At 67.5% G+C, this 25438-nt stretch carries 20 protein-coding genes and 1 tRNA gene; 7 read left to right on the top strand and 14 right to left on the bottom strand.

Annotation, left to right across the window (positions count from 1 at the left end; all coding sequences use genetic code 11):
* Positions 1-78: 78 nt before the first annotated feature.
* The 6 genes from G6R31_RS12265 to G6R31_RS12240 form a co-directional block, all read right to left on the bottom strand.
* Entirely contained in the window at positions 79-882 is an 804-nt protein-coding gene (locus tag G6R31_RS12265) for a PSP1 domain-containing protein (protein ID WP_017870503.1), read from the bottom strand.
* Positions 883-1014: 132 nt separating this feature from the next.
* Positions 1015-1392, bottom strand: a complete 378-nt coding sequence (locus tag G6R31_RS12260) for a RidA family protein (RefSeq protein ID WP_017870502.1) — start codon at positions 1390-1392, stop codon at positions 1015-1017.
* A gap of 42 nt (positions 1393-1434) precedes the next feature.
* Complete coding sequence (locus tag G6R31_RS12255; protein WP_017870501.1) at positions 1435-2502, bottom strand: PP2C family protein-serine/threonine phosphatase; 1068 nt, start codon at positions 2500-2502, stop codon at positions 1435-1437.
* Between the two features lie 299 nt (positions 2503-2801).
* Entirely contained in the window at positions 2802-3401 is a 600-nt protein-coding gene (locus G6R31_RS12250) for a lysophospholipid acyltransferase family protein (RefSeq protein ID WP_017870500.1), read from the bottom strand.
* A gap of 104 nt (positions 3402-3505) precedes the next feature.
* Positions 3506-4732: a M16 family metallopeptidase gene (locus G6R31_RS12245; RefSeq protein ID WP_017870499.1), complete on the bottom strand. Its 1227-nt coding sequence runs from the start codon at positions 4730-4732 to the stop codon at positions 3506-3508.
* Complete coding sequence (locus G6R31_RS12240; RefSeq protein WP_017870498.1) at positions 4729-6006, bottom strand: M16 family metallopeptidase; 1278 nt, start codon at positions 6004-6006, stop codon at positions 4729-4731. The genes G6R31_RS12245 and G6R31_RS12240 overlap by 4 nt, the downstream gene beginning before the upstream one ends.
* Positions 6007-6125: 119 nt before the next feature.
* Here G6R31_RS12240 and rqkA point away from each other — a divergent pair, with 119 nt between their 5' ends.
* Positions 6126-8156: a DNA damage-responsive serine/threonine-protein kinase RqkA gene (gene rqkA, locus G6R31_RS12235; RefSeq protein ID WP_017870497.1), complete on the top strand. Its 2031-nt coding sequence runs from the start codon at positions 6126-6128 to the stop codon at positions 8154-8156.
* 313 nt (positions 8157-8469) lie between these two features.
* Here rqkA and G6R31_RS12230 read toward each other — a convergent pair whose 3' ends face one another.
* The 4 genes from G6R31_RS12230 to G6R31_RS12215 all read right to left on the bottom strand — a co-directional run bounded on the left by G6R31_RS12230 (position 8470) and on the right by G6R31_RS12215 (position 12488).
* Positions 8470-10032 carry a DUF512 domain-containing protein gene (locus G6R31_RS12230; RefSeq protein WP_017870496.1) on the bottom strand — a complete coding sequence of 521 codons (1563 nt, stop codon included), beginning with the start codon at positions 10030-10032 and terminating at the stop codon, positions 8470-8472.
* 123 nt (positions 10033-10155) lie between these two features.
* Complete coding sequence (locus G6R31_RS12225; RefSeq protein ID WP_017870495.1) at positions 10156-11064, bottom strand: metal ABC transporter solute-binding protein, Zn/Mn family; 909 nt, start codon at positions 11062-11064, stop codon at positions 10156-10158.
* Between the two features lie 81 nt (positions 11065-11145).
* Complete coding sequence (gene rpmB / locus G6R31_RS12220) at positions 11146-11391, bottom strand: 50S ribosomal protein L28 (RefSeq protein ID WP_017870494.1); 246 nt, start codon at positions 11389-11391, stop codon at positions 11146-11148.
* Between the two features lie 23 nt (positions 11392-11414).
* The gene (locus G6R31_RS12215; RefSeq protein WP_017870493.1) at positions 11415-12488 is read right to left on the bottom strand and encodes a CobW family GTP-binding protein; all 1074 of its coding nucleotides are present in this window, start codon (positions 12486-12488) and stop codon (positions 11415-11417) included.
* Between the two features lie 31 nt (positions 12489-12519).
* Between G6R31_RS12215 and G6R31_RS12210 the strand changes: the two genes are divergently transcribed.
* Positions 12520-12954 carry a hypothetical protein gene (locus G6R31_RS12210; protein WP_025568122.1) on the top strand — a complete coding sequence of 145 codons (435 nt, stop codon included), beginning with the start codon at positions 12520-12522 and terminating at the stop codon, positions 12952-12954.
* Between the two features lie 304 nt (positions 12955-13258).
* Here the strand turns inward: G6R31_RS12210 and G6R31_RS12205 are convergent, their stop codons facing one another.
* Entirely contained in the window at positions 13259-14611 is a 1353-nt protein-coding gene (locus G6R31_RS12205; protein WP_017870491.1) for a dicarboxylate/amino acid:cation symporter, read from the bottom strand.
* 252 nt (positions 14612-14863) lie between these two features.
* On the opposite strand from G6R31_RS12205, the gene lpdA reads away from it, so the two are divergent.
* Positions 14864-16270 (top strand): dihydrolipoyl dehydrogenase, encoded by a 1407-nt coding sequence (lpdA, locus tag G6R31_RS12200; protein WP_017870490.1) that lies wholly within the window; start codon positions 14864-14866, stop codon positions 16268-16270.
* A gap of 306 nt (positions 16271-16576) precedes the next feature.
* Positions 16577-16651: transfer RNA gene (locus G6R31_RS12195), tRNA-Glu, on the top strand.
* Between the two features lie 302 nt (positions 16652-16953).
* On the opposite strand, the gene G6R31_RS12190 is transcribed toward G6R31_RS12195, so the two are convergent.
* A complete protein-coding gene (locus G6R31_RS12190; RefSeq protein WP_017870489.1) occupies positions 16954-17418 on the bottom strand; it encodes a hypothetical protein in 465 nt (154 codons plus the stop codon).
* Positions 17419-17630: 212 nt separating this feature from the next.
* The gene (locus G6R31_RS12185) at positions 17631-20003 is read right to left on the bottom strand and encodes a DUF937 domain-containing protein (protein WP_017870488.1); all 2373 of its coding nucleotides are present in this window, start codon (positions 20001-20003) and stop codon (positions 17631-17633) included.
* A gap of 212 nt (positions 20004-20215) precedes the next feature.
* On the opposite strand from G6R31_RS12185, the gene G6R31_RS12180 reads away from it, so the two are divergent.
* Positions 20216-21100, top strand: coding sequence for a sulfurtransferase (locus tag G6R31_RS12180; protein WP_017870487.1), 885 nt, complete (start codon positions 20216-20218; stop codon positions 21098-21100).
* A gap of 248 nt (positions 21101-21348) precedes the next feature.
* Positions 21349-22617, top strand: a complete 1269-nt coding sequence (locus G6R31_RS12175; protein WP_051056488.1) for an NRAMP family divalent metal transporter — start codon at positions 21349-21351, stop codon at positions 22615-22617.
* Positions 22618-22704: 87 nt separating this feature from the next.
* Here G6R31_RS12175 and G6R31_RS12170 read toward each other — a convergent pair whose 3' ends face one another.
* Positions 22705-23808 carry a hypothetical protein gene (locus G6R31_RS12170; RefSeq protein ID WP_017870484.1) on the bottom strand — a complete coding sequence of 368 codons (1104 nt, stop codon included), beginning with the start codon at positions 23806-23808 and terminating at the stop codon, positions 22705-22707.
* A gap of 621 nt (positions 23809-24429) precedes the next feature.
* Here G6R31_RS12170 and aguB point away from each other — a divergent pair.
* Complete coding sequence (aguB, locus tag G6R31_RS12165; RefSeq protein ID WP_017870482.1) at positions 24430-25323, top strand: N-carbamoylputrescine amidase; 894 nt, start codon at positions 24430-24432, stop codon at positions 25321-25323.
* Positions 25324-25438: the final 115 nt, after the last annotated feature.

Here is a 25438-nt window from a genome sequence, read left to right as displayed (position 1 = left end):
GACTGTCCAGACGTTCCGTTTGTCGCTTTTCCAGTCGAGTTTCGCAGTTCTCGCAACACTGCTCAACCGGAATACTTCTCAGTCTGTCGGTGCGGGCGCCTCGCGCGGTTCGCGGCGTGGTCCTCGCCCGGCTCCCGCGTCCGGGGCGCGGCGCAGTTCGCTGGCGGGGACGCCTTGCAGGGTGCCCTGGTCGGTCTGAAGGTCCACCGTGCCGGCCAGCGGATGCAGCTTGGTCACCTTGCCGCAGGCGCCGCTGCCCTCATGGCACATTTTGGCGTTCTTGCGCGGCAGGTCGCGCAGCAGGTCGAGGTACTGCTCGTGCTCGTATTGCAAGCAGCACAGCAGGCGGCCACACGGCCCGCTGAGTTTCTCGGGGTTGAGGGGAAGCTGCTGGTCGCGCGCCATGCGGATGCTGACCGGCGCGAAGTCCTGAAGGTGGGTGCTGGAACAGTTCTCGCGCCCGCAGGCCCCCAGCGTGCCGAGCATCTGCGCCTGCTCACGCGGGCCGATGGCGGCGAAGTTGACACGGGCGCGGGTGTGGCCGCGCAGCTCCCCGATCAGGCTGCTGAGTTCGATGCGTTCCTCGGCGCTGTAACTGATGGTGACGAGGGACTCGTCGAGCGTGAACTCCACCGCCACCAGCTTGACCGGCAGCTCCCGCTCACGGGCGCGGGCACGCAGCAGCCACTTCAGGTCTTCGGCGCGGCGGTGCAGTTCTTCCCAGGTGTCGAGGTCGCCCGGAGTCGCGGCCCGGAGCACCGCGCCGTAGCGGGCCTGCGCCTCGGGCCTGCCCGCTTCGCCGCGCACGGCAGCGATTTCGGGGCCGCGCTTGCCCTGCACGACCACCCGCGTGCCCACAGGGTACGGGGACTCGCTGAGCATGGGATGCAATCGGGGACTCCGCTCGAAGCGGACGGGCAAAACGAACACCCCCAGACCATTTCACGGATCGGGGGGCGCTGCCAAGTCATAGGGAACAGTTGGGGCGCAGGGAAGGGGCGCGGTCAGGGGCGCTCAGTGCCGCTCGGCCAGCACCTCGATTTCGACCCGCACGTCGCGCGGCAACCTGGCCACCTGCACGGTGCTGCGGGCCGGATAGGGCGCGGCGAAGTGCTGCTCGTACACGGCGTTCATGGCAGCGAACTCGTTCATGTCGGCCAGAAACACGGTGGTCTTGACCACGCGGTCCAGATCGGTCCCGGCAGCGGCCAGCACCGCTCTCAGGTTCTGGATGACCTGCTCGGTCTGCTCGGCGATGCCGCCCGCGACGAGTTCGCCCTGGGCCGTCAGCGGAATCTGCCCGCTGGTGACCACCAGATTGCCGAAGGTCACGGCCTGGCTGTAGGGGCCGATGGCGGCGGGCGCACGGTCCGTCTGCACGATGTCTTTCATGCTCCGTACTGTACGTCAGCCCGGCGCGGGCCAGAGCGAGGTTCAGGGCAGTTGCCTGTTCAGGGCGGGCCGGTCCTCGCCACTCTGGGCCGGGGTCAGGCGCCGCCCCGCTTCCGTCAGGCGCTGCGCCCGGCGGCGGCGCGAGACCGTGTTGCGCCCGACCAGAATCATCAGGCTCAGCCCCAGCCCGCTCAGGGCGACGGCGCCGCTGGAGTCAGGCATCAGCATCACGCCCAGCAGGGTGAAATAAGCCAGGGTCAGCAGCAGGTAGGTCAGCAGGCCACCGCTGCGGCGGGCGCTGAGCAGGACCTCGGCGTACTCGGGACCCTGGCCGGGCGACTCGGGCAGGGGATACCGGGGCAAGCGGCGCGAGAGCATCACGTCCACGACCACCGCCGTGATGTTGTCGGGACCACCCGCATCATTGGCCGCTTCGATCAGGTGCGTGACGGTTTCCTGCGGTGGCAGGCCGCGCGAGAGCACGCACAGCAACTCCGTTTCGGGCACCACACCGCTCAGGCCGTCGCTGCACAGCAGCAGGCGGTCACCCCGGTGCAGCTCCAGCCCGAACAGTTCCAGCCGCACCCGTTCCTCGCCGCCGAGCGCGTTGCTCACCACGCTGCGCCACTGGTGGTGCTGGGCCTCGGCTTCGGTCAGCACCCCCATCCGGACCTGCTCGGCCACCCAGGAGTGGTCGTCGGTCAGGCGCAGCAGTTCGCCGCCGCGCAGCAGGTAGGCCCGCGAGTCGCCCACATGTGCGATCAGCGCCGCGCCCCGGTCGATCGCCACCGCCAGCAGCGTGGTGCCCATGCCCACCGACTCGCCCACCGCCCGCTGCACCACCGCCCGGTTGGCCGCCTGCACCGCCTCGAGCAGCCGCACCGGAGGCTGGGCGCGGCCCTGGACATACACCCGCGCGAGCGTGTCGAGTGCCAGGGCCGACGCGAGTTCCCCGGCGGCGTGTCCGCCCATCCCGTCGGCCACCGCGTACAGGCCGCCCTGCGGCAACGGCAAGGCGAGCGCGGCGTCCTGATTCGCTCCCCCCGCCCGCTGGCGGCCCACGTCGGTCAGCAGGCCCGTGACCAGAAAAGGGGAAGAGGCGGACCGCATACCTGCGTACTATAAAACAGCCGGTCAGCTCATACGGATTCCGATTGAATCTGGTAGTTTCAGATTCAATCCGACTTGCAAAGCTGCGAAGCAGAGCGGATGCGAGTAGGAAAAAATACGGATTCCGCGATATGGATGCACAGGCGGCGCTTTCCCGACTGTGCAGGAATTAAGCGGAATCCGTATCAGCCGTCAGACCTGTGTTTGCACCAGCGCGGCGCGGCAGGCTGCACGATTGAGCGTGCAGAACACGGTTTTCAGGCAAACCGGGCCAGGGCGCGGAGCACTCACCTCTGTCCTCAGGCCGGGGGCCGGGACCCGGCGGGACGGGGAAAGGCGGGGGTCTCGAACTGGGGATGCTTGCCGCGCACCCCTTCGAGCAGGCGGCGAATCTCGGCGAAATCGGCGTCGATGTCGCCGCTCGGGGTCACGTAGCCGACCACGCCCACCTGCTTGCGGCTCCAGTCGAGCGCCACCACGCCCAGCGGCACTCCGGCTTCCAGCGCCATGTAGTAAAAGCCCGTTTTCCAGTAGTCGGCGCGGGCGCGGGTGCCCTCGGGGGCGACGACGAGGACGATTTCGGGTTCGCGCCGAATCACCTCCACCACCGCGTCCACGAAGTTGCCCCCCTGCCGGTCCCGGTTGATGGGGATGCCGCCCACCGCCCGCATGAACACCCCCAGCGGAAAGCGGAACAGTGTGTGTTTGCCTACAAAGTGAACCGGCGTGCGGGTGGCCCACTTCCAGAACAGCCCCACCCAGAAGTCCGCATTGGCGGTATGTGGGGCCGCCGGAGCGACGAAACGGGGGCCGGGGGCCGGCGCGAGCAGAGGCGTCCAGCCGCCCAGACGCAGACAGGCCAGCGCGACGCGCGAACCCAGGGTGTGGGGGCGATTCATCCAGGTGGGGGACACAGCCCGGAGTATGCCGCGCCCCGCCGTGCAGACTTCTGACAGGGAACGGCGTTCAACACAGGTGGGTTCAACACAGGTGCCCGTCCGTATCAGGGCGCCTGCGGCCCCAGCACGACCACCACCGGGTCACGCAGCGGGCACAGCCGCAACACCTCGCGCACCTGCTCCGGGGTGACGGCGGCGTAACGCCCGGCCAGTTCGTCAGGCGTGCGGACTTCACCGGTCGCCAGCTGCTCCATGCCGAGGGCAAAGAGGCGGCCCTGGGGTGACTCCGAGCGCAGCAGCACCGACACGGCGGCTTTGCGGGCCGCGCGGCGCACCGCCACGTCGGTGATGAGCGTGTCTGCCGCAGCGAGGACCGTCCGGTAGCGGGCCAGTACTTCGCCTGCCCGGTCGGGGTCACAGGAAAAGCCGCCCTCGAACACGCCCGCGTCACGGTATTCCAGGTGCCCCAGGTCGGCACTGTCGGCCAGCCCGGTGTCGAGCAGCGCCCAGTACAGCGCCCCGTTTTCGCCGCCCAGCAGCTCGGCCAGCAGTCCGGCGGCCTCGCGCAGCGGGTGCCCGGCGGGAAGGCCCGGCAGCGCGAGGGCCACCTGGGTGCGCGTCAGGTCGGGGTCCGCGACGAACCGGACCTGTCCTGCGCGGCGCAGCGCGGGCGCCGCCTGGGGAACAGCGGGCAGGCCGGGCCGCCAGTTCGCCAGCTCGCGCCCGGCCCAGGCCCGCACCGCCGCCGGGTCGAAGGCGCCGCTGACCACCAGCGTGACCCGCTCGGCGCCGTAACGGGCCGCGAAGTGCCGCTCCAGCGCGGCGCGGTCCAGCCGCCGCAGCGTGTCGGGCGTGCCCAGAATCTGGTGTGAAAGGGGATGCTCGCCCCAGCACTCGCGCCGCAGCGCCTCGGCCACCCGCACGCCGGGCTGCTCGGCGTACATGGCGATTTCTTCCAGAATCACGCCGCGCTCGGGTTCGATGTCCGCAGGCCGCAGCGCCGGGCGCATCAACTCGGTGAGGGTGTCCAGCAAATCTGCGGCGCACTCGGGCAGGGCGGCGGCGTGGTAGACGGTGGCTTCCTCGGCAGTAAAAGCGTTGGCCTGCCCGCCGAGGTCGTCGAGGCGCTCGTTGAGCGCGGCGGCACTCAGCCGCTCGGACCCCTTGAACATCAGGTGTTCGAGAAAGTGGCTCGCACCCATCTCATCGGCAGGTTCGTCCCGCGCTCCGGTCGCCACGAAGTACCCCGCCGCCACGCTCAGGGCCTGCGGGTCGGGGTCGAGCAGCAGGGTGAGGCCGCTCGGCAGCCGCTCGCAGGTGGGCAGACTCACGCGCTCACCGCCAGGGTGGGGGTCACGGCCCCCGGCCCCAGCGACACCACCGTCGTCTGGGGCGCCGGGTGGTAGTTCGCCAGGAAGCCGTTGACCTGTTCCAGCGTCAGGGCGCCCAGCTCGGCGCGGACCTCGCCCGGTGTGCGGACCCGCCCGAACAGCGCGAGGTCGCGGGTCAGGGCGTAGGCGCGGCCCCGCAGACTCTCGGCGCCGAACACCACGCCGGTGGTCAGCCCCGTGCGGGCGCGGCGGAACTCGGCCTCGGTCAGGCCCTGCGGCAAGCGCCCGAGTTCGTTCAGCAGCACCGCCAGCGTTTCCGCCGCGCTCGGGGGGGTGCTGCCCGCGTACAGGCTGACGAAACCTTCGCCGCCGAGGACGAGCGGCGAGGCGCTTACCTCGTAGGCCAGGCCGCGCTCCTCGCGCACGCGGGTAAACAGGCGGCTGGCACTGCCCCCCGACAGCGCCGTGAGCGCCACTTGCCAGGGCAGCCAGCCGGGGTCACGCGGGCCGGGACCGGGGGCCACCAGGCTCAGGTGCGTCTGCTCGCCCACCGCGGACGGCAGGTGCAGCCGCAGCCCAGGCTGAAAATGCGCGGGCATGGGCCGGTCCTCGCCGGGCTGCCAGTCGGCGAAAAGGTTCGCCACGAGGTCGTAGACTTCCTGGGCGTCGGCGTCGGCCACCACGCCGAGCACGCTGCCACGTTGCCCGAACCGCGCCCAGTGTGCCCGCAGCGACGCCGCGCTCAGGCGCTCCAGTCCGGCGCGGGTGCCGCTGACCGGGTGCCCGAATCCCGCGCCGGGGTCGCCCGGCAACCGGGGAAAGGTGGCCGCCCGCGCCTGCACCGCCAGCCGGTCGGTGGGGCTGTCGTCCAGCGCCTCCAGGTCCTGCCGGGCGAGGTCGAGCAGCACCGGCACCTCCGCTGCGGGAAGCTCGGGGCGCGTGACCACGTCGGCCACCAGCGAGAGCGCCGCGCTCAGGTCGGCCCGCAAGCCGCTGACATGCACCCGGGTGGCTTCCAGGCCGACCCCGCCGCCCCGGCGCACGCCCAGGTCGTCGAAAGCGTCCTGAAGCTGCCGGGCGTCGCGTCCGCCCGCTCCTTTGTAGAGCCACTCCTCCAGCACCGCCAGGCTGCCTTCCTCGCCCAGCGGGTCGTGGGCACTGCCGAGCGGCACCCGCAGGTCGAAGGCGAACCCTGGCCCGGCCCGGCGCTCGAAGGCCAGCGTCAGGCCGCCGGGCAGGGTCCAGACCAGGGGAACGGAAGGGGGCGAATGCACCGGCGGAGTGTAGCGCCGGGAAAGAAACGAAAAGTCGTGTCCGGTGCCTTTGGGTCGGTGGCCCTGCCCTCCCCTGCTCCGCAGCGCTTTTCATGTGCAGCGGCTAGACTCCGCGGGTTATGCCCCTGACCCCTGGAACCCTGCTGGCCGGGCGCTACGAACTGCTCGCCCTGCTAGGTGAAGGCGGCAGCGCCCAGGTGTACCGCGCCCAGGACGTGCTGATGGGACGCGAGGTGGCGCTCAAGATGATGCACGACCACCTGCCCGAGTCCGACCGCAGCCGCTTTCTGCGCGAGGTGCGGACCCTGGCGCGGCTCACGCACCCCGGCGTGGTGCCGGTGCTCGACCTGGGACAGGAACCGGGCGCCGGGCGGCCCTTTTTCACCATGCCGCTGCTCACCGGCGGGCCGATTACCCGGCTGGGGCCGCTGGAAGACGCGCCGGGGCCGCTCGCCCGCTTTCTGACTGCCGCCGCCTTCGCGTCGCGGGCGCTGCATCACGTGCACAGCCACGGCATCGTGCACCGTGACCTGACGCCGGGCAACGTGCTGCTCGACGCTGGCGGGCTGCCGCGCATCATGGATTTCGGGCTGGTGGCGCTGTCCGAACAGACCCGGCACCTCACCCGCAGCGGGGTGACGCTGGGCACGCCCGCCTACATGGCGCCCGAGCAGGCCAAGGGGGGCGGCGTGGACGCCCGCAGCGACCTCTACGCGCTGGGCGCGGTGCTGTACCGGGTGGCGTGCGGCAGCCCGCCGTTCGTGGGTGACAGCGACCAGAGCGTGCTCTACCAGCACGTCTACGAGCCGGTGCCCGACCCGCGTGACCTCAACCCGGCGGTGCCCGACGCGGTGGCGCGCGTGCTGCTGTGGCTGCTGGCGAAACGGGCAGACCGAAGGCCCCAGAGCGGCGCGGCGCTGGCCCACCTGTGGGCGCTGGCCCGGCGCGACCTGTGGACCACCCACGCCCGGGGACAGTACCGGGGGGGCCGGACCCGCAGCGGCGAGCACCCCGACGGCCCGGCCCGCGTTTCCGACATGCAGGAGGTCTGGAGCGTGGCGCTGCCCGGAGAAGTGACCTGGCCCGCCGCCGTGGTGGGCGAGGGCGACCTGGTGGCGGTGGGCACCCGGGGCGGGCAACTGGTGCTGACCCACACCTCCGGGCGGCCCTTTGCCACCTACGCGGCCCGCGACGAGGTGACGGCCCCCGCCACCCTGATCGGCGGGCACGTGCTCTACGGCGCCTGGGACGGCACGCTGCGCCGGGTGGAGCTTCAGAGCGGCAGCGAGGTCTGGCGCCATCAGGCCCGCGCCGAGTTCACCGGGGCGCCCACGGTGTGGGGCGGGCGGCTGCTCGCGCCCAGCCGCGACGGTCACCTGCACGCCCTGAGCCTGCGCACCGGCGAACTCGCCTGGGCCTACCGCGCCGGGGGGTCGCTGGCCGCCAGCCCGCTCGTGTGGGCGGGGGCCGCGCTGCAATGCGACGAAACCGGCTGGCTGCACGCCCTCGACGCCCGGTCCGGCACGCCGCTGTGGAAGGTGGAGGTGGGCACCGTTCACGCCACACCCGCACTGCTGCCCGGTCCCCCCGGCAAGGCCACGCTGGTCATCGCCACCTGGGAAGGCGAGGTTCACGCCCTGGCCCTGGAAATCCAGAATGGCCGGGCGGCGCTGGCCGGTGAAGACGCCATTCGCTGGACCTACGACGTGGAAGACGAGGTGTGGGCCTCGCCCGCGCTCACGGCGCTGGAGCTGCCGACCGAGGCCGGAACCGATCTGCGCCCGTTCTCCCCCGCCGAGGGTTCGGGTGAGGACGCTTCGGGCGGCGTGGTCGTGGTGGCGGGCTGGGGCGGCAAGGTGCGCGGCCTGCGGCTGACGGACGGTGAGGACCTGTGGGAACGCACCCTGGAGGGCCGCGTCACCGCCAGCCCGGTCATCAGCGCGGGGCTGGTGTTTCTGGCGACCGAGCAGGGCGAACTGCTGGCGCTCGACGTGCTCAGCGGCGAGGTGCGCTGGAGCTGCCGCGAACGCAGCGGCGTGCAGGCGACCCCGCTGGCGGCGAGCGGCACCCTCTACGTGGCGTTCATGGACGGTACCCTGCGGGCCTACCGCAACGCCCACCCCGAGTGGCGCAGCGAGCAGGAACCGTAGGCGGGGCCGGAGAAGGAAATATCTGGAACGGCGGGGCGTTTCTCCGCGCTTCAATCCGGCAGCTACGTCGCCTTCAATGTCTTCGGAACATCAGGACACGGCCTGCTCTGACGCCATGAGCTATGGGCCATGAGCCATCAGCTTTTTCCCATAGCTCACGGCTCATGGCCCATAGCCCTTGTACGGATTCCGATTGAATCTGGTAGTTTCAGATTCAATCCGAGCGGATGCGAGTAGGAAAAAATACGGATTCCGCGATATGGATGCACAGGCGGCGCTTTCCCGACTGTGCAGGAATTAAGCGGAATCCGTATTACGCCTGCCCCCGTCCCTTCACGCCCTCGCCGTGCATCCCTGACTCGGCCACGTCGGTTTCCAGCGCCTCGCCGGGAGCCGCGCCGCCGCGCCCCGAATCCTTGACCGCGTGCGCCGACATGCCCCACTGGTGGCCGCTGCTCTGCGCGCCGTCCAGAATCACGCGGGCCAGTTCGCCCAGCGTCGAGCCGCCCGCCCGCACGTCCATCCTGAATTCGTTTCTCAGTTCACTCAGGCTCACGTCGTCCAGCATCAGTTCGGTGCCGTAGCGCAGGGTGGTCGGCGGCACGATGAGCAGGTCCGCCTCGCCCGGCTGTACGGCGTGGCGAAAGCAGCGCCCGGTGAGCAGGCCCGCCACCGTCGTGATTCGCCCGAAGGTCTTGTTCTCCACGGCCCGCACCTCGATGTCCAGTCCTGCAATCTGGCGCAGCGGCTCCACGGCGCGGTCCAGAGATTCCGCGAACAGCAGGCCCGTGCCCAGAATCACCTTGCGCGGCTCCGGCAGCGCGGCGGGCAGTGCGGGCAGCCCCTCGGTCAGGAAATCCCGAATCATGCCCACGCCGTTTTCCAGCATCGGGAAGCCTTCATATTCTTCCTCGCTGGGCAGCGGCTCACCCGCCAGCAGATAAATCTCGTCGGACGGAAACACGAAACGGGTGCCGCGCTCCTGCAAGAACTTCTTGCGCCACACGTTCAGCCGCTTCAGGGTGTCCTGCGCTTCCTCGCGCGTGAAGGTGCGCACGTCGGGCAGGTTCTTGCGGTGCCCGGTCAGGCCGATGGGCACCACCGCCGCCGAAAGCACGTTGGGGCGGCTCGACAGGTACTCCACCGTCTCGTCGAGGTTTTCGCGGTCGTTGCGCTCGGGCACCAGCACGATCTGGGTGTAGAGGTCGATGGACTCCAGCCGCTCGATCATGGAACGAATCTGCACGGCCTGGGGGTCTTTGACCTTCAGTTTCCACCACTTCATCATGTCCTGGCGCAGGTCCTGGTTCGCCGTGTGGACCGAGACGTACAGCGGCGAGAGGTTCTCGTTCAGGATGCGCTGGATGTCGCCTTCGGTGAGGTTGGTCAGCGTGACGAAGGAGCCGTAGAGGAACGACAGGCGGTAGTCGTCGTCCATGATGTACAGGCTCTTGCGAAAGCCGCGCGGCATCTGGTGGACGTAGCAGAAATCGCACTTGTTGGCACACTTCTTGATGCCGTCGAACAGCACTTCCTCGAAGTCGAGGCCGGGGTCTTCCCATTCCACCGTGAACGTGAAGGTGTCGTCCAGAGAGGGCGGGGCCTTCAACATCAGGCGGTGGTGGTCCTGCGCGGTGGTCGGCACGCCCGTCATCACCTGCAGAGCCTCGCGCGGGCGGGCAATTTCGAGGGTCACCACCCCGCGTTCGAGCTGGTGGCGGTAGGCCAGCACGTCGGTCACGCTCTGGCCGTTGACGCGCAGCAGCACGTCGCCGGGGCGCACGCCCGCGCGCTCGGCGGGGCTGCCCGCCTCCACCGTCTTGATGGGCGCAGGGAAAATCTGCTCGTCCAGAATCTGTCTCTCGGCTGCCGTCATGTCTTCACCCCTTTTCGGGACTGCTGGCGGCCCCGAGGAAACAGGGAAGTTTAGCAGATGTTTTCCCATGCAGGGGGGCAGCCGGTTAGCTTTTCCTGGCGGGGCGACGCAGACCTGCTGCCTTCAGCTTCCCCTGAGCGCCTGCGTCACCACCCGCACGTTGTGTTTCAGGGCCTTGAGGAACGTGTCGCCGGAGCTGCCCGCAGGCCCCAGCGCGTCGGTGTAGAGCGGTGGGGCGATGCGGGCACCCGTCTCGCGGGCCAGCGTCTGCGCGAGGCGGGCGTTGACCGTGTTCTCGGTCAGGATGACCTTCGCCCCGCTTTTCTTGACGGCGCTCGCCAGGGTCGCCAGCTCACGCGCACTCGGCTCCCGCTCGGTGCTCAGGCCGGGAATCACGGCCCCGACCACTTTCAGGCCGTAGCGCCGGGCGAAGTAGTTCAGCGAATCGTGATGGGTCACGACCTGACGCTTGCTGGCGGGCAGGGCCGCGAACTGCTTTTTGGCCCAGGCGTCGGCAGCGCGAATCTGCTTGACATAGGCAGCGGCATTTTTGGCATAGGTGGCCTTGCCCGCCGGGTCGGCACTGCTCAGCGCGGCCTGCACGTTCTTCACGTACCCGGCGGCGAGGTCGGCGTCCCACCACGCATGGGGGTCGAGGGGGCCGTGCCCGGCGTGGGCGTCATGGCCCGCGTCCGCACTGTGGTCGTGTTCTGCTCCGCGCAGTTTCAGGCCCGCCGTCAGTTCCTTGACCGGCACTCTGGGCGCGGCGGCCTTGAGCCGGGGCAGCCAGGGTTCCAGGCCCGCACCGTTGGCGAACAGCAGCTTGCTTCCTGCCAAAGCACGAATCACCCCGGTGGTCGGCGAAAAGGTGTGGGCGTCGCCCCCCGCTGGAACGATGACGTTGACCTTCACGCGGTTGCCCCCCACCTGCCGCACGAAGTCGGCCATCAGGGTGGTCGTCGCGCTCACCTGAAGGGAAGCGGCCTGCGCGGTGCCGCTGAGCAGGACCAGAGTCAGAAGACGCTTAAGCATATTGATTTCTCCTTATCAAAATAAAGGCCGAAAAAGGGAGGCCCGAAGGCACTCCCAAGAAAAAAAGCCCAGGAAAAAGGCTCAGACGAGTTCGATGCCCTTGTGGGGGCCTTTGGCGAGGGTGCGCAGGGCGTTGGCGCTCAGCCACACGGTCTTGACCTGGCCGTTTTCACGGATGGCCTTCTTGTGCAGGTTGGCGCGCTGCACGCGCTTGGTGATTCCGGTGGTCTTGCGACCCACGCCGCCGTCGGCACGGGCCTTACCACGGCGAATCACGGAGTTGACGACGAGGTTCTTCTTTCCGGTCAGGTAGCATTCACGGCTCATGTTTGTACTCTCCTTGCTTGATTTCAGACTGGAACGGGACAGAGGGGTGCCTTGCCTCCGGACCTGAGCGCCGCGTCAAACAGCCTGGTCAGTGCGGGTTCATCCAGATCCTGCCCGATGAACACCAGCTCGCTGTACGCCTGCGCCGGGTCCAGCCACGCTCCGGCCTGTTCCAGTGCCAGTTGCCTCCCCGTGTGGTTCCACAGGGTGGCGACACCATCCCCCATATTAACCCAGCCTTTGCTGCGAATGATAGACCTCGGCAGCCCCCTTTCCAGCAGCGCGTGCAGGCCGTCGGGGTCGAACGGTACGTCACGGCGATAGATGAAGGTGCCCAGCCCGTACTCTTCGGATTCGGGCGTGTGCTCTTTTTGCAGTTCTTCTATCCAGCCGTCCATCTGCATGGCGGTCTCGGCGTCGAACAGCCGCACGTCCAGCACCTCGGCGGCGTTCACCTCGCCGCGCACCGTTTCCAGCACGCGGGCGCGGGGGTTGGTGATGTTCACCAGTTCACGCAGCCGCTGCAAGTCGTCCGCGTCGGCCAGTTCGACCTTGTTCAGCACCACGATGTCGGCAAACTCGATCTGCTCTGCCAGCAGTTCGCCAAAGCCGCGCCCGAAGTCGTCGCCGGGAATGCTGTCCTCGCGGTTCCACAGCGGGAAAAACTGGGCGCTGTCCACCACCGTCACCATCGCGTCCACGTACACGCGGCCCACCAGATTGGGGATACCGGGGCCAAGTTCCAGTTCTTCCGGCGTCAGGCAAAAACTCTGGGCAATCGGCAGCGGCTCGCCTATGCCGGTGCTCTCAATCAGGATGGCGTCGAGGTCGCGCTCGCGCAGCAGTTTGTCCACCGCCTCCAGCAGGTCGCCGCGCAAGGTGCAGCAGATGCAGCCGTTGGACAGCTCGATGGTTTCCTCGTCGGTCCCCACGACCAGCGAAGCGTCCACGTTGACGGCCCCGAACTCGTTGACGATGACGGCCACCCGGCGCCCGTCCGTCTGACGCAGCAGGTGGTTGAGCAGCGTGGTTTTGCCCGCGCCCAGAAAGCCGCACAGCACGGTGATGGGCACCGGAGAAGAAATGGAAGCGGTCATATCTGCAAATGATATATCTTTATCAATAGCTATGGCAAGATTTCATGTCCTCCCCAAGTCGCCCTACTCGGTGCAGTTCTGGCTGCTGGGCCTGGATGCCCGCCAGGGGCTGCTGTCCCGGCGGGGCTTCAGCAAATCGCCCGCGCCCCTCGGCAGCAGCTTCTACCATCGCGGCCCGCTGCGGCTGCACAGTTCCGGTTTTACCCTGCACCTGCCCGAAGGCGAACTGGAATTTTGCCGCCGCTGCGTGCTGTTCTGGCTGAACGGCGAAGTGATTGCCCGGCAGCGTGGCTTCGCGCTCTCGCTGCCCGCCTTTGCCGAGTACGAGGCGTGGGTGGCCCAGGAATACGGCCCCGGCTACCGCGCCGCCCAGTTCGCCGCCCACAAACTTCCGCCCCCGGTGCGCCGCAATCTGGCGCTGTGGCTGGCGCAGTTGGGACAGCAAGAAAGGCTGCGGGCGGCCTGAAAAAGCCCTCCCCGGCGCAGGGGGAGGGAGGTCAAGGGCAAGAAGGTCATACGACTTCGAAAAATAGATTTCCCATAAAATCTATTTTTCCGAGCAGACTTGCAAAGCTGCGAAGCAGAGCGCATTCAGGCGCTGTCCCTGGAGGCGCGGAGTAGAGTTCAAACCCGTATCATACGGATTCCGCTTAATTCCTGCACAGTCGGGAAAGCGCCGCCTGTGCATCCATATCGCAGAATCCGTATTTTTTCCTACTCGCATCCGCTCGGATTGAATCTGAAACGACCAGATTCAATCGGAATCCGTATCAGAGGTGGATGGTCGCTCCGCCTGTGGGCGGCTCGCCGTTTTCAATCTGCCGTCCCTCGCCGCGTTCCTCGCTGGCCACGTCGGGTTCGATGGTGGGGAGGTCTTCGCCATTCAGGGCACGGGTCAGGCGGTCCATGTCCACGGCGTTTTCGCTGCGGGCCACCACCAGCGTCGCCACCGCGTTGCCGATGAAGTTGGTCAGGGCTCGGGCCTCGGACATGAAGCGGTCGATGCCCAGAATCAGCGCCATGCCCGCCACCGGCACGTGACCCACCGCGCCCAGCGTCGCCGCCAGCGTGATGAAGCCGCTGCCCGTCACGCCCGCCGCGCCCTTGCTCGTCAGCAGCAGCACCGCCAGCAGGGTCAGTTGCTCGCCCAGGCCCATCGGCGTGTTGGTCGCCTGCGCGATAAAGAGTGCGGCCATCGTCAGGTAGATGCTGGTGCCGTCGAGGTTAAAGGAGTACCCGGTCGGCACGACCAGCCCCACCACGCTCTTTTCGGCTCCGGCGTGTTCCATCTTCATCATCAGTCGGGGCAGGGCCGACTCGCTGGAACTGGTGCCCAGCACGATGAGCAGTTCTTCCTTGATGTAGCGAATCAATTTGACGATGCTGAAGCCCGCGGCCCGCGCAATCAGGCCCAGCACCACGAAGATGAACAGCAGGCAGGTGAGGTAGAAGCTGCCCATCAGGTAGCCGAGGCTGGTCAGCGACTTCAGGCCGTATTTGCCCACCGTAAAGGCCATCGCCCCGAACGCCCCGATGGGTGCCACGCGCATGATGAAGCCCAGCACCACGAAGATGACCTGGTTCACCGCGTCGATGCCGTGCAGAATCTGGTCGCCCAGTTTGCCCAGCCGCAGCAGCGCGAACCCGAACAGCAGCGCCACCAGCAGCACCTGAAGCAGGTCACCGCTGGTAAACGCGCTCACGAAGGTGTCGGGCACAATCTTGAGGACGTGGTCCCACACCGACGTTTCCCCGGCGGCCTCGGTGTATTTGGTCAGGCCCTCGGTGTCGAGCGTCTTGGGGTCCACGTTCATGCCGACGCCGGGCTTGAGGACGTTCATGACGACCATGCCGATGACCAGGGCCAGCGTCGAGACGACCTCGAAGTAGAGCAGCGCCTTGCCGCCCACGCGCCCGACCTTCTTGGTGTCGCGCATGTGGGCGACCCCGCTCACGACTGTGGCGAAGATGATGGGCGCAATGATCATCTTGATGAGCTTGACGAAGAGGTCGCCTAAGGGCTTGAGACCCTCACCGAACTTCGGAAACAGTGCCCCGACGAGAATGCCGAGCACGATGGCGATGATGACCTGAACATAGAGACTGCGAAAGATCTTGGGCACGGCGGGGGTCCTCCTGGGTGAGGGCGCACAGGAACGGTCACGGACGGGACGAGCCGCCAGCGGGGAACGGAAGCGGAATTCTTGGTGTCCGGCAGTATGCAGCCCAGCCCCCCCGACGTAAAGAGGTCACCCGGCCTGCGGCGCAGACGCGCAACGAGGCGGCGGTCCCGGTCGGCAGCTGCCCCTCCGTGTCTCCCTGACAGGAACGGCTCCCATTTGCCGCTTGAGGGCGGTGGTACGCTCTGAAACGGTATGGATACCTTTGACGTTCTGGTGATTGGGGGCGGCCCGGCAGGCTACGTGGCGGCCATTCGTGCGGCGCAACTCGGGTTCAAGACGGCCTGTGTGGACGCCTTCGAGCGTGACGGCAAGCCCTCGCTGGGCGGCACCTGCCTGAACGTGGGCTGCATTCCCAGCAAGGCGCTGCTCGATTCTTCCGAGCGCTTCGAGATGATCGCGCACGACACCGCCGAGCACGGCATTCAGGTCGAGCCGCCGCGCATCGACGTGTCCAAGATGCTGGCCCGCAAGGACGGCGTGGTGGACAAGCTGACCGGCGGCATCGCTTACCTGTTCAAGAAGAACAAGGTCACGTCGTTTCACGGCTACGGCAAACTCGTGCGCCAGGACGGTGAGCAGTGGGTGGTGGACGCCGCGGGCACCGAGGTCAAGGCCAAGCATGTCATCGTGGCGACGGGCAGCAGCCCCCGCGCCCTGCCGGGCGTGCCCTTCGGCGGTCACATCGTGGAAAACAGCGGCGCACTCCAGATTGACCGGGTGCCCGGCAAGCTCGGCGTGATCGGTGCGGGCGTCATCGGCCTCGAACTCGGCAGCGTGTGGCGGCGCCTCGGGGCGCAGGTCACCATCCTCGAAGCCATGCCCGGCTTCCTGATGGCCGCCGACGACGCGGTCGCCAAAGAAGCCCTCAAGCAGTTCCAGAAGCAGGGCCTCGACTTCCACTTCGGCGTCAAGATCGGTGAGATCAAGCAGGATGAGGGCGGCGTGACCGTCTCCTACGAGGAAAACGGCTCGACGGTCACCGCGCAGTTCGACAAGCTGATCGTCTCCATCGGCCGCGTGCCCAACACCCAGGGTCTGAACGCCGAGGGCGTGGGGCTGGCGCTCGACGAGCGCGGCTTCGTCAAGGTGGACCAGCACTACCGCACCAACCTCCCCGGCGTGTACGCCATCGGCGACGTGATCGGCGGCGCGATGCTGGCGCACAAGGCCGAGGAAGAGGGCGTGGCGCTGGCCGAGATGCTGGCCGGGCAGGCCGGGCACGTCAACTACGACGTGATTCCCTGGATCATCTACACCAGCCCCGAAATCGCCTGGGCGGGCCTGACCGAAAAGCAGGCCAAGGACAAGGGCCTGAACGTCAAGACCGGCCAGTTCCCCTTCAGCGCCAACGGACGCGCCCTGGGCCACGGTGACCCGCGCGGCTTCGTCAAGGTGGTGGCCGACGCCCAGACCGACAAGCTGCTCGGCGTCCACATGATCGGCGGCGGCGTGTCTGAACTGATCGGCGAAGTGGTCGCCATCATGGAATTCGGCGGCAGCGCCGAGGACCTCGCCCGCACCATCCACGCGCACCCCACGCTGGCCGAAGTCGTCAAGGAAGCCGCGCTGGCGGTGGACAAACGCGCCATTCATATGTAATACGGATTCCGATTGAATCCAGAAATCTGCTGGATTCAATCCGACTGAAAGGAGTAGGAAAAGATACGGATTTCGCGATATGGATGCACAGGCGGTGTAGTTCCGACTGTGCAGGAATTTAGCGGAATCCGTACAAAAGGTGCAGGGCAGAGGGGGGAGGGAAGAAGGTCGTTCCCTCTCCCCTCTCCTTTTCACCGTCCGTACCTCTGCCCCCTATTGACGAATCTCCGCCCTGCCTGTATCTTTCTGTGCGTGCCGGAAACGGCGCCCCTTGAAAGGCAGAAGAGCAACCCCCTTCTGAAGTGTGGCCCCATCGTCTAACGGTTAGGACACTACCCTTTCAAGGTAGCGATACGGGTTCGAATCCCGTTGGGGTCACCAGAAACCGCGCTCTCTGCAAAGGGGGCGCGGCTTTTTTTTGTTTGCCCTGCCACCGATTTGCCCTCTCATACGGATTCCGCTTCATTCCTGCACAGTCGGGCCTATACAGTTGGGAAGGCGCCGCCTGTGCATCCATATCGCAGAATCCGTATTTTTTCCTACTCGCATCCGCTCTGCTGCGCAGCTTTGCAAGTCGGATTGAATCTGAAACGACCAGATTCAATCGGAATCCGTATCAGCAAGAAGAAAAGCCAGCGCGGAGGCTGACTTTCCAGGGAAGTGTGGTGACTTTTGGCGTTCGCTCAGCGGGCCGCGTCGATGTCGTAGTTGTTGAGGACGGTGGTCTGAATCTCGCCCGTGCTGTCGTTGCGCACGTTCCAGCCGTACTTGACGCCGCTGTAGACATAGTTGTCGCGGGGGGCGTAGATCAGGGACTTGCCGTTGTGACGGCTGAGCACCGCATCGCCGCTGTCGTAGGCGTTGTTGTTGTTGGCGTCGCGGAAGACGATCAGGCGGTAGACGCCCGACTGCACGTCACGGGGCAGGGTGAAGGTGTAGCCGCCGGTCAGCAGCTTGTCGAGCACCTGGGCCTGACGACCGTCGGCCACGTACTGGTTGTTGTTGAAGCCCACGAGCGCGAGGCGCAGGTTCTGATCCGAGTCGAAGCCGCGCAGTTGGCCGGACACGGCGGCGCTGCGGGTGCCGATCACGCTGCACGAGCTGAGGAGGGCGGTGCCGAGGACGGCGAGCGTCAGTGCTTTTTTCATGGTGGTTCTCCTTTGCCGCTGGACGCGGCCCGGGTTCAGTGTCAGGAAACAGACGGCCCGGTCTGACGTTCAGGCTACGAAGGCCCTGCCAGCCCCGGCAAGGGCGCCTCCCTTCATCTTTCGGCGCTCGGGGGAACAGGGCAGCAGAGCGGGGCACCCCCAGAACAAGTCCGGAGGTGCCCCGCAGCGCCGCAGGTTGGCCGAGGTTCAGGTCAGCGGGCGCGGACTTTGAGGTTCAGAGTCGCGTCGGCGGGGGCGCTGGCAGCCGTGCCACTGGCGCGGACCTCGTAGGTCACGTCGTTGACGGTGCCCGAGCGGCCGCCGGGGTTGCTGCTGTAGCTCCAGGTGCAGCCCGCGCCGAGGGGAATCTTCTTGGTGCCGATGACGCGGTCGGCGCGGCGGATGGTGACGGTGTAGCTGTCGCTGCTGCCGACGCCACCGAAGCGGAAGGGCGCACTCACGGTTTCGCCGTCTTCCAGGCTGACCGACAGGTCTTGCGAGCATTGGCCCGCGTCGGCGGTGCCCGCGCCGACCTTCACGGGGAGGGTGGCGACTTCGTTGCCGCTGCCGTCCTGAATGGTGTAGGTCTTGTCGCCCTCGCTGGGGGCGGCCACGTCCGCCGTCCAGTTGCCGTCGTCGCCCACGGTGAAGGTGCCCACGCTCACGCCGTCTTCGAGCAGCTCGTAGGTTTCGCCGGGCGTGCCGGTGCCGGTCAGGTTAAAGCCGGTGGCGGCCACGTCGGCATTCTGGGCCGGTTCGGTCACCGTGAAGTCACCCGCTGCGGCGCCGTCGGTGCCCGTGCTGTCCGTGTCGCTCGTGTCCGTGCCAGTCGCATCGGTGCTGCCCTCGGCGTTTTCATCGGTGACGTTCACCTTGAATTCGCTCTTGGCACCCTCGCCACCGATGATGCTGTAGGTGTGCTCGCCGACGGTGGGAGCGGGAATCTCGGCGGTCCAGTTGCCGTCGGCGTCGGCGGTGGCCTCGGCGACGGTCTGGCCCTCGTCCTCGATCTTGAGCTGCATGTTGGGGGCCGCCGTGCCGCTCATGGTGAAGGGCTGAGCGGGCAGGTTGCTGTCCGACTGCGGGTTGCTCACGATGATGCCGCCGTCTTGCTGGGCCGCAGTGCTCGTCGTGGTGGTCGTGGTGGTCCTGTTCTGGTTGTTGACGAACCAGCAGCCGCCCAGCAGCAGCAGCGGAAGCAGCCACACCCACCAGGGAATCCCGCCCCGACGTTCGGGCACCGGCGCCGAGGTGGTCGTCGCCGTAGTCACGGGCGGAGTGACCACCGGCGCGGCGGGCGTCACAGGCTTGGCCGCGGCCACGTTCTCGACCACACGCGGGGTGGTGGAGGCGACCACCGTTTCGCTGGTCTGCGCCTGAGCGTTCTGAGCCTGAGCGGTGCCGGTGCCGAGCAGCGCGGCGAGGCCACCCATGCCCGCCGGAATCAGGCCGGGGAGCTTGTCCTGCATGGCGCCGAGCAGCCCGCTCAGGACCACCGGACTCATGCGCGAGGTGCGGGCGGTGCGGCCCAGCAGCCCCAGCACCAGCGGGGTGAGCAGGGACAGCAGGCGGCCCGCGTTGGCGCCACTGCCGCCCAGTGCGGTGCCCAGGCGACCGGTCAGCGCGTCCACGTTGCCGTAGAGCTGACCCAGCACGCCGCGCCCCTGCCCTTCAAGCCGCGCCATCTCGGCGCTGTCGCTCAGCAGGCTGGCGTTGAGGCGGCCATCGGTTCCAGTCAGGCGCTCGAGTTCCTGGCTGTTGTTCAGAAGCTCGGCGGCGCCCGCTTCGGTGCGGCCCCGACCGATCAGGGCGCTGAGCACCACCGGCAGGGCGCCCAGCACGGCCTTGCCCGCCGTCGCGCCGCTGAAGCCCGCCGCGCGGCCGATGCGGTCGGCGTTCTCACCGCTGAATTCGGCCTGAATGGTTTCGAGCAGGCTGGTGGGGGTCACGGCGCCGGGCGCGAGCTGCGCCGCCGTGACACCGTTGCCCAGGCCGCTGGGGGGCGGGGGGGGCACCTGTCCGGCGTCGAGGCCAGTGGCGACAGCCCCGGCGCCCCCGGCCAGACCACTGGCAGCCAGACCACCCGCAGCCAGACCACCAGTGGCCAGACCACCCAGGTCGAGGTCGCCCAGGCCACCGCGCAGGCTGCCGAGCATGGACTCGGCGGTGCTGGCGTTCATGCCCTGACGCCCCAGCAGGCTCAGCAGCAGCGGCAGGGCCATGTGCAGGACCTTCTGCACCCCGCCCACGCTGCCACCCACGCGGCGCGTGACCTGCTGCACGATGTCGTCGGCCTGCCCGCCCAGCAGGGTGGGGGCCAGAAGTCCGCCCGCCTGCTGGAGGTTCAGGGCGCCGCTGGGGGCGCTCAGGGCTTCACTGACCGAGCCGAAGTGCGGCAGGTTGCTCAGGGCTTCGCCGAGCTGGGTGCGGCCCTCGGGAGTGCTGGCGTGTGCGGCCAGAGCGTCGAGCTGCAGCGGCAGACCGAGGCTCAGCGCCCGCTGGGTGAGGGTAGCATCGAGTCCGGCGACCTGACCCAACTGGGACACGGCTTCGGGGCTGAAGTACGACTGAATAATGTCTCTCATGGTTCCTCCCGTCCTGCGGAGTGTGGTAGTACCGGAAACCGCAGCGCGGTCCCCGACATCCGTTCCTTGTGACAAAGGTATCTTCTCACATTTAGTGATTTTTCCCTCACCCCCTGAAGGTTTCTTTACCTGCCCCCTTTCCCTGCACCCCTGAACCCGGCTGCGGCCCGCGCCACTTGGGGCCAACACAGGGCCGGGCGGTAGGCTGCGGTATGACCCTTTCCTCCCCGCTCACCTCGCCGCTCAAGTCCGCCGACTGGCTGCTGGCGCACCGAAACGACCCGGACCTGCGCGTGCTCGACTGCCGCTACGCCCTGTCCGACCCGCTGCTGGGGCGCCTCGCGTACCTGGAGGGGCACGTTCCCGGTGCCGCGTACGCCGACCTGGAAACCGACCTCAGCGGGCCGGTGCAGCCGGGGGGCGCAGGCGGGCGTCATCCTCTGCCCGACCCGCAAGTTCTGGCGGCGTGGCTGGGCGCGGCGGGCATCGGCGACGGCAGCACGGTGGTCTGCTACGACGACCCCAGTGGCGGCCAGGGCTTTTACGCGGCGCGGGCGTGGTGGCTGCTGCGCTGGCTGGGGCACCGCGAGGTGTATGTGCTCGACGGCGGCTGGCCCGCGTATCTGGCGGCAGGAGGAGAGGTGAGCACCGAGGAGCCGACGCCCACCCCTGCCAACTTCACCCCCCAGGTGCAGCCCGAGATGGTCGCCACTGCCGGGGAGGTGCAGGCGCGGAGCGCAGACACGGTGCTGATCGATGCCCGCGCACCCGAACGCTACCGGGGCGAGACCGAGCCGCTGGACAGAAAAGCCGGGCACATTCCCGGGGCCGTGAACCGGCCCTTCAGCGCGGGGCTGGACGAGCAGGGCCGCTTCCGCAGCGCCGAGGCCCAGACCGAGCGCTTGAATGTGGGAGACGCGCCCACCATCACCTACTGCGGCAGCGGCGTGAGTGCTACGCCCAACCTGCTCGCCCGCGAACTGGCGGGAATCCCGCTGGGACCGGACAACCGCCTGTATGCCGGGTCGTGGAGCGACTGGGTCAGCGACGACACGCGGCCCATTGCCACCGGAGCCGGAAACGAGCCAGCGAAGTAACGCTCCGGGCAGGACCACTGTTCACCTGTTGCTCCGCCTTGCCGCAGGGGGGACCGTTCGTTGCGAGTCGGCCTAGAGCAGTTCTCCGAATTACGTGATGCGCGGAACGGCACCCCGCATCACTCCATTCTCCGCCCTGCTCAGTGTTTTGCACTCGCTCCGCTCGCCAAAAAGACGTAACGTCTTTTTGTCAAATGCTCTAGATGATGCTCCGGCCTGTCAGGCGCGCTTTGGTGACAATGGGCGGAATGCGCAGCGCCCCGTCCGCTTCTTCCCCCAGTCCTTCGAGCTGGCGCACCCGACTGGCCGCCCTGGGTCCGGGCATCATGATGGCGTCGGCGGCCATCGGCGGCTCGCACATCGTGTCCTCGGCGCAGGCCGGGGCGCTGTTCGGGTGGCAACTGGCGGGCCTGATCGTGCTCACCAACCTGCTCAAGTACCCCTTTTTCCGCTTCGGGCCGCAGTACACCGTCGAAACGGGCCGCAGCCTGATCGAGGGCTACGCCGACAAAGGCCGGCCTTACCTGTGGGTCTTTTTCATCCTGTGCGCGGTGTCCTCGGTCATCTCGGCGGCGGGGGTGGGGCTGCTCTCGGCGGTCATTCTCAATTCGATGCTGCCTGCCGGACTGGCCGTGAGTGCGCCCGTAACGGCGAGCGTGATGATGCTGGTCGTCTGGGCGCTGCTGATTGCCGGACACTACAAGGCGCTGGACGGCGTCACCAAACTGATCGTGGCCGGGCTGACGGTGGCGACGGTGGTGTCCACCTTCGTCGCGGCGAGCAAAGGCTCCAACGTACAGCCCGGCTTCGTCCAGCCTTCGCCCTGGAACCTCGCCACGCTGCCCTTTCTGGTGGCCCTGGTGGGCTGGATGCCTGCGCCCATCGAAATCAGCGCCATCAACTCGATGTGGATCAAGGCCAAGCAGAAGCTCAGCCCCGCCAACGCCGCCGACACCCTGTTCGACTTCAATGTGGGCTACGTGACCTCGGCCCTGCTCGCCCTTTTTTTCCTGGCGATGGGGGCGCTGGTGCAGTACGGGAACGGCGAAAAGCTGGAACCGGCCAGCGCCGCTTACATCAACCAGCTCGTGCAGATGTATGGCCGCACTATCGGCGAGTGGTCGCGCCCTGTCATTCTGCTCATCGCCTTCATGTGCATGTTCGGCACGACCATCACGGTGGTGGACGGCTACGCCCGCGCCAGTGCCGAGGCGCTGCGGCTGCTGCGGGGCAGGAGCGAACTCAGGTCCCACTCGGTCGGCCTGTGGGTCACGGGCATCAGCGTGGTCAGCCTCGCCCTCATCCTGCTGATGCAAAACCAGCTGGCGGGCATGCTGAAATTCTCCATGACCAGCGCCTTCGTGACCGCGCCCGTCTTCGCGTGGCTCAACCTCAGCCTCGTCAGCGGCAACCGGCACCTGTCGGGGGGCCTTAAGGCACTCGCTTATGCCGGGCTGGTGTTTCTGGCAGGCTTCACGGCGCTGTTCCTGGCGAATCTGACGGGGCTGGTTGGCTGAACTGAGGCGGGCGTCACTCTTCCCACTTCTCGCCTGAGGCAAGGGTCAGAAAAAAGCCATCTGCCTTCTGCCTTCTGCCATCCGCCCTCAACGCAGCGTCACACTGTCCGTCTCATTCCCCGCGTCCCTGTACTGCACGCGCCACTTCGCGCCCGCGCCGTCGGCCCGCAGGCCTTCGGGGGTTTTGGGGTCGGGAAATGAGCAGTAGCCGCCCGTCTGAAGGCCCGTCCAGGCGCGGGCGTCGGCCTCGCTGGTGCCGATGACGCTGCCGCTCCAGCGCACGTTGCGCAGGTAGGAGCCGCTCTGGAGGTTCTGATGCCCGCGCCTCTGGCCGATGGTGGTCATGCGCTTGAGGACGTTGCCGCCGCCCAGCGCGTCCCAGCGGTAACGCGGGTCCACCGGCGCGCGGAGGGTCAGGCTGGCGGCTTCGCGGTCGAGGTTGGTCACGCCGCTCATGGTCATGCTCAGGATGGTCTGCCCCGCTTCCTGACTCACCCAGAAGGTCAGGTCGGCGGCCTGCCCCGCCAGCAAGCGCCAGGGGTCGCCGCTGCGCTGGCGCTCGGTGGCGACGGTAATCGCGCTCGGCCCGCCGGGCTGCTCGACCAGAAAAAAGGGTGCCCAGTCGTCCTGCTCGCGGGCCATGTAGCGCCCGTGCTGAAACCCCGCGTCCACCGCGCCGCCCTTGCCGCCCCAGCCGCCCACGTACACGAAGGCGGTGTCGCCGCTGCCGCCCGATTTTTCCTCGTACAGGTCGGCGGATTTGTCGGTGGGCAGATAGACGCTGCTGCGCTGGAAGGCGTAGCCGGGTTTGGAATACACGCGGCGATACGGCCCGGTCTGCTCGTCGCGGCACTCCACCTTGACGCCCGCAGGCACCTTCTGGCCCGCGCCGTCGTGCTGCGTGGTTTTGGGGGCGGTCCCGAAAATCTTGGCAATCAGGCTGCCCAGCCCGCCGCCCGTGCCCTGCACCGCCCTCAGTTCGCCTGTCACGGGATGCGGCGCGAAACGGTGAACCTCCAGCGCCCCCGCCAGCGCCGCGCTGTTGGCCGTAATCCCGCGCTCGGTCAGCACCGCCACGTGCCGCGCCTGCTCGGCGCTCAGCCCCGGCAGCAGCGCCAGCAGCAATTCGGGGTCGGGGCCGACGGCGTGCGGCGGGGCAGCCGGGTACGGGGCGGGCGTCCAGAGGGTCATGGAGTGGAGTCTAAGGGTCTAAAGGTCTGAGGGTCTGAGGGGCGATGTCCGGCCAGCACCAAACCAGTCAGCAGTGCGGCTCCACATAGGCAGGCCAGGAAAAAGCCTCGGTTAACGTCGCCGTCAAGCTGAACGGCGAGCCACTCGGTAGCGGTATCCGGCATTGCGGCGAAAATAGGCGGCAAGACCAGCCCGTAGAAAATGGGGAATAACGCCAGCAGGGGCGCAGGCGTCCAACGCGCCGCACGCCACGCCCCCCAGAGAGTGAGTCCAGCGACGAGAGCGAACAGAAGAAGGCACTCGACTTGAAAGGCAGACCATACAGCGGCCCGCTGCGGCGCAAGAGCGGCGGCCTGCACGGTGGCCTCCATGTAGCCCCGCAGCGAGGCGGCAGGCAAAAGGAGCGCCCCAACTCCCCAAGCAAGACACCAGAATCGGCCCCCAGGTATCCAGCGGCCCAGCCACCCCACGCCGAGGCCCAGGAGCAGTGCGGCGGTCAGAGGCAGCGTCAAGAAAAGGAACAGGCCAAGCATGGCTCTACCCTGGACGGCAGGTAGGAAAAGCGCATCCGTCAAAGGTTGCACTACCAACGCGCTGACGCCCGCCCGCTATCCTCTCCCCATGAACCGCCGCCCCGACCACGTCAAACTCGCCGTGATTCAGATGCACATGACGAGCGACCTTGAGGACAACGTGTCCCGCGCCGTGCAGCATGTCCGTGACGCCGCCAAGCAGGGCGCCCAGGTCATTCTGCTGCCCGAACTGTTTGAAAACCTGTACTTCTGTCAGGTGGAACGCGAGGAATACTTCGCCCTGGCGCACGAAATCGAGGGCCATCCCTTCATCGGGCGGTTTCAGGAGCTGGCCCGCGAGCTGAACGTGGTGCTGCCCGTCAGCTACTTTGAAAAGGCGGGGCAGGCGCACTACAACTCGCTGGTGTGCATCGACGCCGACGGCACGCTGCTCGGCAACTACCGCAAAACCCATATTCCCGACGGCCCCGGCTACGAGGAAAAGTACTACTTCAACGGCGGTGACACGGGGTTCAAGGTCTGGGACACGAGGTACGGGCGCATCGGCGTGGGCATCTGCTGGGACCAGTGGTACCCCGAAACCGCCCGCGTGATGATGCTTCAGGGGGCCGACTTCCTGCTCTACCCCACCGCCATCGGCAGTGAGCCTGCCGAGGTGGACACGCCCAACAGCTACCTGATGTGGCAGCGGGCCATGCAGGGCCACGCGGTGAGCAATTCGACGTTTATCGGCGCGGCCAACCGCATCGGCAAGGAAATTGTCGGCGGGCTGGAGCAGACCTACTACGGCCACGCCTTTATCGCCGACTACACGGGCGAACTCGTGGCCGAATTCGGCGAAACCGAGGAAGGGCCGCTGCTCTTTGACCTCGACCTCAAGGAAGCCCGCAAGTTCCGCGCCGGGATGGGCTTTTTCCGGGACCGCCGCCCCGAGCTGTACGGCCCGCTGCTGACCCTCGACGGGGTGACGCGCCGGAGCTGAGGAGGGCCGAGGGTGAAGGCCGGGTCAGAAGGTCGAGTCCTTTGCACCTCACACTGCGAGATGTTCGGGAACACACCGGACCTTCTCCGCAAGCGATTTTGCGAGTTCATTCCCA

The organism is Deinococcus wulumuqiensis R12 (assembly GCF_011067105.1).
GTDB classification, from domain to species: Bacteria; Deinococcota; Deinococci; order Deinococcales; family Deinococcaceae; genus Deinococcus; species Deinococcus wulumuqiensis.
Note: the sequence above shows the minus strand (reverse complement) of the source record. Positions and strands in the feature narration are given on the sequence as shown.

Bases quoted from the DNA above. Each gene is read 5' to 3' on its own strand.
- rpmB (WP_017870494.1), bottom strand. From the start codon at position 11,391: ATGAGCCGTGAATGCTACCTGACCGGAAAGAAGAACCTCGTCGTCAAC.
- G6R31_RS12260 (WP_017870502.1), bottom strand. From the start codon at position 1,392: ATGAAAGACATCGTGCAGACGGACCGTGCGCCCGCCGCCATCGGCCCC.
- G6R31_RS12190 (WP_017870489.1), bottom strand. From the start codon at position 17,418: ATGAAAAAAGCACTGACGCTCGCCGTCCTCGGCACCGCCCTCCTCAGC.
- G6R31_RS12255 (WP_017870501.1), bottom strand. From the start codon at position 2,502: ATGCGGTCCGCCTCTTCCCCTTTTCTGGTCACGGGCCTGCTGACCGAC.
- G6R31_RS12210 (WP_025568122.1), top strand. From the start codon at position 12,520: ATGGCAAGATTTCATGTCCTCCCCAAGTCGCCCTACTCGGTGCAGTTC.
- G6R31_RS12265 (WP_017870503.1), bottom strand. From the start codon at position 882: ATGCTCAGCGAGTCCCCGTACCCTGTGGGCACGCGGGTGGTCGTGCAG.
- lpdA (WP_017870490.1), top strand. From the start codon at position 14,864: ATGGATACCTTTGACGTTCTGGTGATTGGGGGCGGCCCGGCAGGCTAC.
- G6R31_RS12230 (WP_017870496.1), bottom strand. From the start codon at position 10,032: ATGACGGCAGCCGAGAGACAGATTCTGGACGAGCAGATTTTCCCTGCG.
- G6R31_RS12250 (WP_017870500.1), bottom strand. From the start codon at position 3,401: ATGAATCGCCCCCACACCCTGGGTTCGCGCGTCGCGCTGGCCTGTCTG.
- G6R31_RS12215 (WP_017870493.1), bottom strand. From the start codon at position 12,488: ATGACCGCTTCCATTTCTTCTCCGGTGCCCATCACCGTGCTGTGCGGC.
- aguB (WP_017870482.1), top strand. From the start codon at position 24,430: ATGAACCGCCGCCCCGACCACGTCAAACTCGCCGTGATTCAGATGCAC.
- G6R31_RS12170 (WP_017870484.1), bottom strand. From the start codon at position 23,808: ATGACCCTCTGGACGCCCGCCCCGTACCCGGCTGCCCCGCCGCACGCC.
- rqkA (WP_017870497.1), top strand. From the start codon at position 6,126: ATGCCCCTGACCCCTGGAACCCTGCTGGCCGGGCGCTACGAACTGCTC.
- G6R31_RS12185 (WP_017870488.1), bottom strand. From the start codon at position 20,003: ATGAGAGACATTATTCAGTCGTACTTCAGCCCCGAAGCCGTGTCCCAG.
- G6R31_RS12225 (WP_017870495.1), bottom strand. From the start codon at position 11,064: ATGCTTAAGCGTCTTCTGACTCTGGTCCTGCTCAGCGGCACCGCGCAG.
- G6R31_RS12180 (WP_017870487.1), top strand. From the start codon at position 20,216: ATGACCCTTTCCTCCCCGCTCACCTCGCCGCTCAAGTCCGCCGACTGG.
- G6R31_RS12175 (WP_051056488.1), top strand. From the start codon at position 21,349: ATGCGCAGCGCCCCGTCCGCTTCTTCCCCCAGTCCTTCGAGCTGGCGC.